Source organism: Sporolactobacillus nakayamae (assembly GCF_900113325.1).
Taxonomy (GTDB): Bacteria; Bacillota; Bacilli; order Bacillales; family Sporolactobacillaceae; genus Sporolactobacillus; species Sporolactobacillus nakayamae.
Genome location: NZ_FOOY01000009.1, coordinates 160,466 through 172,199 on the forward strand (window position 1 = coordinate 160,466; position 11,734 = coordinate 172,199).

Sequence of the window (11,734 nt, forward strand, 5' to 3'; positions counted from 1 at the left end):
ACATAGAAGGAGTGGCAATGAATTGAAAAGACAGCTTGTATTGGAAAACGGAGCGGCATTCGTCGGAGAAGGATTCGGTAGCAGCTCTGAGATGAAAGGTGAGGTCGTCTTCAACACCGGGATGACCGGTTACCAGGAACTCATTACCGACCCATCTTACTGCGGACAAATTGTGACCATGACTTATCCACTCATTGGCAATTATGGAATTAACCGTTCAGATAACGAATCCGCACGACCAAGTATCTCCGGATTGATTGTAAAAGAAGTCGCCAAAGCGCCTTCCCATTGGCAAAAGGAAAAAACGCTTAGTGAATGGCTCGACGACTATGATGTCCCGGGAATTGAAGGAATCGACACGCGCAAACTGACCAAAATTATTCGTGAATACGGTACGTTGCGCGGCAAGATTGTGCCTGTTGACGCGGATCCTGCAGTTGTAGCAGAGGAATTAAAAAAATGGCCGTTGCCAACCGACCAGATCAGTCGTGTCTCGACGAAATCTGCTTACGTCACCCCAGGCTCAGGACCGCGCGTGGTTTTAGTCGACTTTGGCGCGAAACAAGGTATCCTTCGCGAATGCATCAAACGAAATTTTGATGTTGTTATCGTTCCTTACCAAACATCAGCCGAAGATATTTTAAAACTTCATCCGGATGGTGTTTTGCTTAGTAACGGCCCTGGGGACCCTAAAGAAGTACCTGAAGCAGTTGAAACAGTTCGTGAATTGCTTGGCAAAATCCCGGTATTCGGTATTTGCCTTGGTCATCAGCTGTTCGCACTTGCGGCAGGTGCAAACACGGTTAAAATGCGCTTCGGCCACCGCGGCGTCAACCATCCGGTGAAAAATCTGCGTTCTGGAAAATTTGTCATTACATCACAAAATCACGGCTTTACAGTGGAAAAAGAATCACTTAACAGTACAGACTTGGAAGTCACCCATGTAGCGATTAACGATGGAACAATCGAGGGCTTGCGCCACACCAAGTATCCGGCGTTCAGTGTTCAATACCACCCGGAAGCCTCTCCGGGACCGGATGACAGCCAGGATCTATTCGATGAATTTCTCAGCATGATGGAAACGAACAAGAAAGAGGGTGCAGAGCTTGCCTAAGCGTACAGATATAAAGAAAATATTGGTTATCGGTTCAGGACCGATTATTATTGGACAGGCTGCGGAATTTGATTATTCCGGCACGCAAGCCTGTCAATCATTGCGCGAAGAAGGCTATGAAGTCGTTCTCGTCAATTCAAATCCGGCAACAATCATGACCGACACCGACATTGCAGATCGCGTCTATATTGAACCGCTGACCGTAGAATTTGTCAGCAAGATCATTCGTAAGGAGCATCCGGATGGACTCCTCGCTACATTAGGCGGGCAAACCGGCTTGAATCTCGCCGTTCAACTACATCAATCGGGGATATTGGATGAATTAAAGGTTCAGTTCCTCGGAACGAATCTTGATACGATTGAGAAAGCAGAGGACCGTGAGAAATTTCGTAACTTGATGATTGAGCTTGATGAACCGGTTCCACCGAGTGAAATCGTCACGAGCTTAGAAGAAGCACGCGCTTTTGTAAACAAAGTCGGCTTGCCGGTTATTATCCGTCCTGCCTTTACATTAGGAGGAACAGGCGGCGGTATTGCCTCGACAGATGAAGAACTGGATACAATTGCGGAAAATGGATTGAAGCTGAGCCCGGTTACACAGGTACTCATTGAAAAGAGCATCGCCGGATTCAAAGAAATCGAATTTGAAGTCATGCGCGACGCGAATGATGGTGCCATCTCCGTCTGCCATATGGAAAATATTGATCCGGTCGGCATTCATACCGGTGACTCAATTGTAACGGCCCCTTGCCAGACCCTGAGCGACCGAGACCTGCAGCATCTCAGAAGCGTATCGTTAAAGATTGTGCGCGCACTGAAAATCGAAGGCGGCTGCAATGTGCAGCTTGCTCAAGATCCGCACAGCGACCGCTATTACATTATTGAAGTTAATCCGCGTGTCAGCCGTTCTTCGGCACTTGCTTCAAAAGCGACCGGTTATCCGATTGCCAAGGTAGCAGCGAAAATAGCGGTCGGCTATCATCTCGATGAAATTAAGAATGCGGTCACCGGAACCACTTACGCAAGCTTCGAACCGACGTTAGATTACGTCGTAACGAAAATACCGCGCTGGCCATTTGATAAATTTGACGATGCGAAACGGACGCTCGGTACACAAATGAAAGCCACCGGCGAAGTTTTGGCGATGGGCCGTAATTTTGAAGAATCGATACTTAAGGCAGTACGCTCGCTTGAGAATGGTACCTTGCACCTTGAGCTTAAAGAAACTGATGAAATGAGCATGGAAGATCTGTTCAATATTATAAAGAAAAAAGATGATCGACGATTATTCCTGATTGCCGAAACGTTGAGACGCGGTGCCGATATTGAAGAAATTTGGGCTTGCACACAGATTGATCGTTTCTTCTTGAGTAAAATCGCCAATATCGTCGCAATTGAAAAAGAGCTTGAAGCAGCACCTCAAAACGAGAAAGCATTACTTAATGCCAAAAAGCACGGTTTTTCCGACTGGAAAATTGCACAATGCTGGAAAACAACTGACAAGGCAGTTTCCGAATGGCGCAAAGAACTCGGCATTCGCCCTGTATACAAGATGGTGGATACATGTGCCGGAGAATTCACTTCTGAAACGCCATATTATTACAGCAGTTATGAGGAAGAAAACGAGTCGGTTGTGTCTGAACGCGAGAGTGTTATTGTGCTCGGCTCCGGACCAATTCGTATCGGTCAAGGTGTCGAATTCGATTATGCGACGGTTCATGCCGTATGGGCGATTAAGCAGCAAGGCTACGAAGCGATCATGATCAATAACAATCCGGAAACTGTGTCTACAGATTTCAGCATCTCGGATAAGTTGTATGTCGAACCTCTGACGCTTGAGGACGTCATGCATGTCATTGATTTGGAAAAGCCGAAGGGCGTTGTCGTCCAATTTGGCGGGCAAACCGCGATTAATCTGGCTTCCGGACTCGAAGCAAATGGTGTGAAAATTCTCGGAACGACACTGGACGCGATGGATCAAGCGGAAGACCGTGACCGCTTCGAACAGCTGCTGCTCAAACTTAACGTTGATCATCCAGCTGGAGCCACAGCGTTCTCAACGAAAGAAGCGGTGAAAATCGCAAATAAACTCGGCTATCCGGTGCTTGTACGACCTTCTTATGTGCTTGGCGGGCGCGCGATGGAAATTGTCTATAATGAAACCTCACTCAAGCATTATATGGATCACGCGGTTCTGATTAATCCGGACCATCCGGTACTTGTTGACCGTTACCTGATCGGAACAGAGATTGAACTTGATGCGCTTTCAGATGGTGAAAATGTGTATATCCCAGGCATCATGGAACATATTGAACGAGCAGGCGTCCATTCAGGAGACTCGATTGCGGTCTATCCGGCGCAGACCTTAACCGCCGAAGTGAAACAAGAGGTTGTCGACACGGCGATTAAAATTGCTCGAGGGCTCAAGGTTGTCGGTATGATGAATATCCAATTTATCATTCATAATAATCATGTGTATGTTATTGAAGTAAATCCTAGAGCAAGTCGTACTGTTCCATTTTTGAGCAAAATCACAGGCGTGCCGATGGCAAAAGTTGCAACGAAACTCATTCTTGGAGAACATCTAGAAAAGCTTGGGTATCATACAGGCATACATCCTGAGCCGAAACGAGGCGTGTTTGTCAAAGTTCCGGTCTTTTCGTTCGCTAAGCTGCGCCGTGTCGATGTCACATTAGGACCGGAAATGAAATCGACCGGAGAAGTTATGGGACAGGATGTCACTCTCGAAAAAGCGCTCTACAAAGGGCTGCTTGCCAGCGGAATGACAATTCCGGCGCATGGTTCTGTGCTCTTCACGATTGCTGATAAAGATAAGGAAGAGGCTCTGGCACTCGTTAAGCGGTTCTATGATATTGGCTACAACATATTGGCTACTGAAGGCACGGCTGCAATGATTGCAGAACGTAAGATTCCGGTCACAACCGTTAACAAAATCGGAGGGGAATCACCGAATCTTCTCGATGTGATCCGCCACGGCGGTGCGCAATTTGTTGTCAATACATTGACAAGAGGCCAGCGTCCCGCTCGAGATGGATTCCGAATTCGACGTGAATCGGTTGAGAACGGTGTTGTTTGTCTCACATCGCTCGACACGACCGAAGCGCTTCTTACTGTTCTTGAATCACTTGCTTTTCAAACCGAATGCATGCCACAGATGGACGATCGTTCGGCGACCCTGGAAGCGAGCGGCAATAAAGCAGGTGTCGTTCAATGATGCAGGAAGACATGCGGGTACTCGCGCATGAAGAAATCGCCGATCAAATTTTTAAGTTGAAGCTGGAAGGCGAAATGGTTCAGACAATTACTGAACCCGGACAATTTGTCCACATAAGGGTGGGCGGAGAATCGCAATCCATTGCGCCGCTCTTGCGGCGACCGATAAGCATCAGTTCGGCTGATCCATCGACAAAAACGATGACGCTGATTTATCGAAGCGGCGGTTTAGGAACCAGTCTGTTGTCTGAGACCAAGATTGGTGAAAAAATTGATGTGCTTGGACCGCTCGGCCACGGTTTTCCTGTCGACGCGACGCCTTTAAAAGGCAAAGCGTTAGTTATCGGAGGCGGCGTGGGTGTGCCTCCACTTTACGGCCTTTCTCAGGCATTGATTGAACGAGGAGTACACGTTACACATGTACTTGGATTCCGCTCCGCGAAGGATGTCTTCTACCAAGCGGAATTTGAAAAATTGGGACGAACAATTGTGATGACCGAGGATGGCACAAGCGGGAAGCAGGGCAGAGTCACCGATGTACTTGATTCAGTCGATTTTGATGCCGCTTATACATGCGGACCGATCCCGATGTTAAGAGCGCTTGAACATGCAATTACTGAAAAACCGCTCTTTGTCTCATTGGAACAGCGTATGGGCTGCGGCATCGGTGCATGCATGGCATGTGTCACACACACTACTGATCCCAATGACGCAAAAGGCTATCGACGCGTTTGCTGCGATGGACCTGTATTCAAAGCGAGGGAGGTTGAGTTATGCTAGACGTTCATCTGCCCGGTCTGAAATTAAAGAATCCGGTTATGCCGGCCTCCGGATGCTTCGCTTTTGGCGCGGAATACAGCAATTTATATGACCTAAAGGTACTTGGCGCGGTAACGATTAAAGCCGCGACTTTGGCACCTAGATATGGAAATCCGACACCGCGTGTTGCTGAGACACCCGGGGGGATGCTGAACGCGATCGGCTTGCAGAATCCTGGGGTTGACGAAATCATTAGAAAAGAATTACCTCGATTTGAGGAAAATAAAGTTCCAGTCATTGCGAATATTGCAGGCAGTGAGATGGATGATTACGTCTTGACAGCAGAAAAAATGTCGCAGCAATCCGCTGTGAATGCACTGGAACTGAACATTTCCTGCCCGAATGTGAAGCACGGCGGGATCACGTTCGGAACGGTTCCGGAAGTTGCCGCAGAACTGACAGCCAAGGTGAAGGCTGTTTCGGAAAAGCCTGTTTATGTAAAATTGTCCCCGAATGTTACTGATATTGTCGCTATGGCGAAGGCAGTTGAAGAGGCAGGGGCAGACGGGCTGTCGATGATCAATACGCTGCTTGGCATGCGCATCGATTTGAGAACGCAAAAACCGGTTTTGTCTAATCTGACCGGCGGATTAAGCGGTCCGGCAATCAAGCCGGTTGCCATACGCATGATCTATGAAGTCAGCCAAAAAGTATCGATTCCAATCATCGGCATGGGCGGTATTCAGAATGCCGATGATGTCATTGAATTCTTCCTAGCGGGAGCGAGCGCCGTTGCAGTAGGGACGGCCAATTTCGTTGATCCTTTTGTCTGCCCGAAAATTATTACAGAGCTTCCCGAGAAACTGAACGCAATGGGAGTTTCTGATATCAATGAACTCGTTGGAAGGAGCTGGAAGAAATGAATGAAGAAAAACAGGTGATCGTCGCATTGGATGTGGCATCGAATGATGAGATGCTGCAAATGCTTAAGAAGATCCATCGTCCCGGCTGCTATGTAAAGGTAGGCATGGAACTTTATCTTCAAAATGGCGCGGATATCGTTCGTATACTTAAATCAGAAGGTTATTCAGTTTTTCTGGATTTGAAACTGCATGACATTCCTCATACGGTTTATCGGGCGATGAAGGGGCTGGCTCTTCTTGGAGCGGACATGATTAATGTCCATGCCGCAGGAGGCGCCGAAATGATGCGCGCAGCTGCTGAAGGACTCGGCGAAGGCGCACGATCAGGCCGTCCGATCTGCCTCGCAGTCACACAGTTGACGAGCACCGATCAGACAATGCTTGAAAATGAGTTGTTAATTAAACGACCGATTGACGAGGTCATCACTCAGTATGCTTCGCTTGCCTATTCTTCCGGAATGGACGGTGTTGTCTGCTCGGCTTGGGAAGCACAAAAGATAAAGAATCAAACTTCTCCCGAGTTTCTCGCGGTGACACCGGGAATTCGATTGACCGATGATGATGCAGGTGATCAAAAGCGCGTCGCGACACCTTCGCAGGCACGAAACCTTGGAAGCGACTATATCGTTGTCGGCAGAAGCATCACAGCCGCGGCCGACCCCGCAGAGGCTTATCAGCGGGTACTTGATGATTGGAGGAACCAAACATGGAAAACAATAAACTAATTGCACAAGATCTTTTGAAAATAAACGCTGTCGTCTTGAGTCCGGACGATCCATTTACATGGGCATCCGGCATCAAATCCCCGGTTTATTGCGACAATCGATTAACACTTGCTTATCCGGATGTACGTAAGGATGTTATTAATGCCTTCGTCGCTTTAATCGAAAAGGTTTATCCGAATGCCGAAGTCATCGCCGGAACGGCAACTGCGGGTATCCCACATGCGGCATTGATCGCGGAACGAATGGGACTTCCAATGGCTTATATTCGTTCATCAGCTAAATCACATGGCCGTAAGAAACAAATCGAAGGCATTATTAATCCGGGACAGAAAGTCGTTGTCATTGACGATTTGATTTCAACAGGCGGAAGTGTATTGACCGCAGTTCAAGCGGTTGAAGCAGCGGAAGCAGAAGTACTTGGCGTTGCCGCAATTTTTACATATCAATTACCGCAAGCAACCATTAATTTTGAAAATGAGGACGTGCTACTGAATACGCTCACCGATTTTGATACGCTCATTCATCTGGCGGAAGAGCAGGGCAAAATCAGCGGTGCACAGCTTGAACAGCTTAAACTGTGGTATGCGGATCCAACATCAGAAGATTGGCGCACGCAAAAGAAATAAAGGGAACATATAAAATTTATATTCTCGTTAGGAGCCTCTTTTTATTGGAGGCTCTTTTTTTACAAGTTAAGAAAGTTTAAGATATCGCCTCGCTGGTACGACGATAAGAGGCTGATTAACAATCCGCACTTATCGCGGTTGGGCGATCAGGTAAAGTGCCTAATCTGAAAATAGACGGAAAAACTCCGCTTAATTAGAAAATGAACGAAAATATAGCTTAAATAGAAGGAAAAATTCCGCTTATCAAATCGAAAAACGTGAAAATGGAGCGTTTTGCTTTGCATAGACGGAGAAATTACCCTTATTTGCCCGCGAAACAAGCTCCAGGGTGCAAATAACCGGAATATCTCCGCTTATTTTTTACTTAGATGAATGCTCAAGGGCGACGGGGAAGGGAAGCAATGGTTTAGAAAAAGGGCAAGAACCATCAAAAATCAAATTTGAACTTGTGTCATAATAATTGCGAGGAGGTGAGATTGGTGACGCATAGCAAAGAAATTCAAACAGCTTTAGAATACATTGAAATGAATTTATGCGAACAATTGACTTTAGATGGAATTTCTAAAGTAGTGGGATTTTCAAAATTTTATTTTCATCGTACTTTTCAAAGAGAAGTCGGCATTTCACTCTATGCTTTCATTAGAAAACGAAGACTCGCTAGCGCTGCTTCTACTTTGCTAAACACAAATATATCGATATTGGATATTGCCTTGACCTACCATTTTGAATCTCAGGAATCCTTTACGCGAGCTTTCAAAAGTATTTATCAATTGCCACCGGGTAGATACCGGTCGGCTATTAAGGATCTAATTACAGGAGGGATCAGTGTGACTAAGCAAAACGAAATAAAAGACTGGATTATTACAGGAACCGCGCCCGACAAATACCAAGCTAGAATTGACACCAGCATTTACCACATGGGTTCAAAATCAGCAACGATTTACTCCCTTACAGACGAATTTTCCAATGGTGAATATGGTACCATAATGCAGCAAATGAGCGCAAAAAATTTCATTGGTAAACGAATGCGTCTTTCTGGCTTTGTAAAAACTCATGATGTGGAAGGCTGGTGTGGGTTATGGTTTAGGGTAGACAGCGCTTTAGGAGATACATTAAAGCTGGATAATATGCAAAGTAGGTCAATTACGGGAACAACTGAATGGAATAATTACTCCTGTGTATTGGATATACCTGAAAACGGAGCCATTATTAACATTGGTATCTTGTTGTATGGAAAAGGGCAAACATGGCTTGATAATGTCAGCTTTCAAGAAGTTGACAACAATACGCCAACAACCGAATTTGTTCCTGAAGAAGTTTTTCCCGACCATCTTTTAAATCCATTATTTGAAGAAATTTGATTTATCGCATGACCAAACAAGGTATTCGTAATAAAAATATCCTGCCCATGACGGAGGCCACCTAACCATGATGGACGGATGTATTCGAACCCTCTCTTCTATAATCTCTTTAAAATAATCATACAATTATCTGCATACTACTGCGCTCATTTTTTACATACCACCCTTCTGGAATTCCTCTGTAAGGGTGTTTCCTTACGCTAATTTTTAATTGGTATCAAGCTTAACAATTATCCACGAAATAATGGATTATATCGGTTTGATTGATTGCCCCACTGCTGTTAGTCACGAGAAAGCTGCTTTCTTTAGGTAACTATCCGAATGCCCCGCATTAAAACGTGCGTGACTCCGCACGAAAAAATGCGGACTTATCGATAAAGTATGCGGGTTTATTTGCGAAGAAATGCTTTACAATAGAGGGAAAGTAATGAATGGAGTCCGGAATGAAGTATGTAAAGCAATGTATCGTTCTGTTCTTAGTATCCGTTATTTATGTGATCTATTTTAGTCATTTTCTTAGTGCAGAGTCATTAACCGCTGCGCTCAACAGCATGCTCGCTGCAACCATTCTTTTTAGCGCTCTTTTTTTGTTACTCAATTGCTTAACAATCTTTTTTTACCGGACATGGAAACAGTGGTGGAAATGGGTGCTTGTCTTGATTCTTTCCGCTCTCCCCTTTAGTCACTGGTTGTACCTCTATCCTTGGACTGCAGCTAAGACCTATCCTGTTTTTGTTCACTATTTAGCGGAGCAAGGTCAATCGACAGCAGACATCGCCAAATACAGAGCATTTCCCAATCTGAAAATGGACGGTTATTATTACGAAGTGAAATTCAAAACGGACAAGAAGTATTTGTATGGATACTTGATTCAAAGAAGCGGTGTTTTCTTTGAGGTATCGAAGAACCGATCCTATGCAGATTATAAAGATGCGAAAATTCGAGAAGTGTTCAATGAACGAGAATACAGTCAATTAAAAAAGGATTCCTCAAATGAGTCGAAGAATTATAAAAAATGGACAAAGGAACCAGTGCCCGAAAGCATTCAGCGTCAAAAACGGCTAGAATCCAAACATCATCCGCTTGGTCTGTATCAAATTAATGACATCAATTGAGCAAATAGGTAAAGGAGTGAATGCAGTATGAGTAACTGGCTCATATATATCACCAATGTTATGCCTTGGATCATTACAGGTTTCTTACTTTGCCTCGTGGCACTGATTGCTGCCATTTGTATGAAACTTTGGTAAAGATGATTAGGATTTTTTTAGTGTGGTGAGTAGAACGAGAGGATACACATGGACTTGCCTCTCATTTCAATAATCATGTTGGAAAGGATTTTTTTATGAAAAATTATTTTGAAATGAAGAATATTAGAGTGATCGGTCTATTTTCTGTTGCGATTGCCTTGTTCTATTTAATTGTCATTTTAACTGAGGGATTTTATCGTTATACGATCATTGAATATCTGGCCACTTTGTTTAATCTCATTATGTTCACGCTGATTTTTTTGTTCATTACAAGGAAAATAGTCATTCGCGGGATCAGTCAGATGCTGTTTTTCTTGGCGTTTCAACTGTACGCGTGGATTGCCTTTTTGCTGTTGCTGGGTATTGATGTACAGCAGTTATGGTTCGGGTTGTTTGATCATCAGTTTGAACGAAATTTTCTATCAATGATCAATGTGATTCCCTTTCGAACGCTTATTACACAATTTTCCGGGTTTCCATCAGTCAATATTGCGACGCATCAAATTATAGGGAATATTATTGTACTGGCTCCGTTCTGCTTTTTTCTGCTCTATTTTGGACGAATTACATTTAAAAGCGCGTTTCTCATCATTTTTCTCTATTCATTATCTATCGAAGTACTGCAATTCTTATCGGATCTGCTCTTTTTTCAGGCTCGCGCCATGGATATTGATGATGTGATTCTCAACACCGCCGGAGTTGCTTTGGGAATTTTAGCTTACGTGTTCTATCTTGGATTAGCTGCGCTCTGCCGTCGTTTTGTGCGGAAGGAGTCGCCAATTAAAGGAAATGAAGCTAATTGATTTGTGCAATGTTTGAATGAAATATGGATCGGAGTGGGATAACATCAACGCAACTCATCGAGCTTCACCTCATATAAAAAGCGCAATGCATCAATTGATTGATCACTCTATCGTTTCTGATGAAATGCGAAAAAGGACACATGAGTACGCGTTTTACCATGAAAAAAATGATTTTCCGTTCGGTGCTTTAGCTGTGTTACACCATGACATTCTTAAAGGTGAAAACAAGTCGATTGATCAAATTGCAGTGGCGGTTGAACTGATCATTCTTTCTTTTGACCTATTAGATGACTGGCAGGATCGAGATAATTACGATATTATTTTTTGAAGTACAGAATGAGCTATGTACTGCATGCACTTGATAATCTTACGTGAGAAAGTAGGTTTCACAAATGACAAAAAAAGTATTTTATGATTCAGTGAAAGTAGCTTTTTTTGGTTTATTAGTCTCAATCCTGGTTCTGGTGCTATTGAGTATTTATCAAAAAGAAATAATCTTTAATTCGCTATTTATACTAGGTTTAACGATTGGAAATTTTTGCTATGGGACCTTTTGCTTCAGTAAAGAAACTAAATTATTGTTGTGGTTAGTTGGTGCGGCAGTAATGTGGACTTTAGGAATATTCTGTTTGTTTGTTCAGTGATCTTTGGTAGGTTATAAAATACTCAACTTTCGCAGAGTAAAAATCCGAAATAGCCCTTGATATAACGTGCTTTGTAGCCTATTCATTACACTCCTTGACAAAATAGAAAGACACCTCAATTTTTGGTATAGTGATTTTGACGAAATACACTACCAAAAAGAAGAGGTGCCCTCTATATGATAGCGAAAAAAGGTCAAAATAATCAACTGCCATCAGAAATAAAAGTGAATTTTAATGAGTTGAGGATTCTAAAACATTTACGTCAGGCAGGAATTCAAAAAGCCTTCGGCTTTTC

Annotated in this window: 10 protein-coding genes; all 10 read left to right on the forward strand. The window is 44.0% G+C overall.

Annotation, left to right across the window (positions count from 1 at the left end):
* The first annotated feature begins 22 nt into the window (after nucleotides 1-22).
* The 10 genes from carA (at nucleotide 23) to BM003_RS07845 (ending at nucleotide 11,123) form a co-directional block, all read left to right on the forward strand.
* Nucleotides 23-1,114, forward strand: a complete 1,092-nt coding sequence (gene carA, locus BM003_RS07800) for a glutamine-hydrolyzing carbamoyl-phosphate synthase small subunit (RefSeq protein WP_093671795.1) — start codon at nucleotides 23-25, stop codon at nucleotides 1,112-1,114.
* Entirely contained in the window at nucleotides 1,107-4,349 is a 3,243-nt protein-coding gene (gene carB / locus BM003_RS07805) for a carbamoyl-phosphate synthase large subunit (protein WP_093671797.1), read from the forward strand. The genes carA and carB overlap by 8 nt, the downstream gene beginning before the upstream one ends.
* Complete coding sequence (locus tag BM003_RS07810) at nucleotides 4,346-5,128, forward strand: dihydroorotate dehydrogenase electron transfer subunit (protein WP_093671799.1); 783 nt, start codon at nucleotides 4,346-4,348, stop codon at nucleotides 5,126-5,128. Before carB ends, BM003_RS07810 begins: the two co-directional genes overlap by 4 nt.
* A complete protein-coding gene (locus tag BM003_RS07815) occupies nucleotides 5,122-6,030 on the forward strand; it encodes a dihydroorotate dehydrogenase (protein ID WP_093671801.1) in 909 nt (302 codons plus the stop codon). The genes BM003_RS07810 and BM003_RS07815 overlap by 7 nt, the downstream gene beginning before the upstream one ends.
* Nucleotides 6,027-6,755, forward strand: a complete 729-nt coding sequence (pyrF, locus tag BM003_RS07820; protein WP_093671849.1) for an orotidine-5'-phosphate decarboxylase — start codon at nucleotides 6,027-6,029, stop codon at nucleotides 6,753-6,755. The genes BM003_RS07815 and pyrF overlap by 4 nt, the downstream gene beginning before the upstream one ends.
* A complete protein-coding gene (gene pyrE, locus BM003_RS07825; RefSeq protein ID WP_093671803.1) occupies nucleotides 6,737-7,381 on the forward strand; it encodes an orotate phosphoribosyltransferase in 645 nt (214 codons plus the stop codon). The genes pyrF and pyrE overlap by 19 nt, the downstream gene beginning before the upstream one ends.
* 479 nt (nucleotides 7,382-7,860) lie before the next feature.
* The gene (locus tag BM003_RS07830; protein ID WP_093671805.1) at nucleotides 7,861-8,742 is read left to right on the forward strand and encodes a helix-turn-helix transcriptional regulator; all 882 of its coding nucleotides are present in this window, start codon (nucleotides 7,861-7,863) and stop codon (nucleotides 8,740-8,742) included.
* Nucleotides 8,743-9,185: 443 nt separating this feature from the next.
* A complete protein-coding gene (locus BM003_RS07835) occupies nucleotides 9,186-9,857 on the forward strand; it encodes a YgjV family protein (protein ID WP_143128439.1) in 672 nt (223 codons plus the stop codon).
* A gap of 230 nt (nucleotides 9,858-10,087) precedes the next feature.
* On the forward strand, nucleotides 10,088-10,795 hold the full coding sequence (locus BM003_RS07840; RefSeq protein ID WP_093671809.1) for a VanZ family protein: 708 nt from the start codon (nucleotides 10,088-10,090) through the stop codon (nucleotides 10,793-10,795).
* Nucleotides 10,796-10,811: 16 nt separating this feature from the next.
* Entirely contained in the window at nucleotides 10,812-11,123 is a 312-nt protein-coding gene (locus BM003_RS07845; RefSeq protein WP_093671811.1) for a hypothetical protein, read from the forward strand.
* The last annotated feature ends 611 nt before the right edge of the window (nucleotides 11,124-11,734 follow it).

Bases quoted from the DNA above. Each gene is read 5' to 3' on its own strand.
- BM003_RS07810 (WP_093671799.1), top strand. From the start codon at position 4,346: ATGATGCAGGAAGACATGCGGGTACTCGCGCATGAAGAAATCGCCGAT.
- BM003_RS07815 (WP_093671801.1), top strand. From the start codon at position 5,122: ATGCTAGACGTTCATCTGCCCGGTCTGAAATTAAAGAATCCGGTTATG.
- pyrF (WP_093671849.1), top strand. From the start codon at position 6,027: ATGAATGAAGAAAAACAGGTGATCGTCGCATTGGATGTGGCATCGAAT.
- pyrE (WP_093671803.1), top strand. From the start codon at position 6,737: ATGGAAAACAATAAACTAATTGCACAAGATCTTTTGAAAATAAACGCT.
- BM003_RS07835 (WP_143128439.1), top strand. From the start codon at position 9,186: ATGAAGTATGTAAAGCAATGTATCGTTCTGTTCTTAGTATCCGTTATT.
- BM003_RS07840 (WP_093671809.1), top strand. From the start codon at position 10,088: ATGAAAAATTATTTTGAAATGAAGAATATTAGAGTGATCGGTCTATTT.
- BM003_RS07845 (WP_093671811.1), top strand. From the start codon at position 10,812: ATGAAATATGGATCGGAGTGGGATAACATCAACGCAACTCATCGAGCT.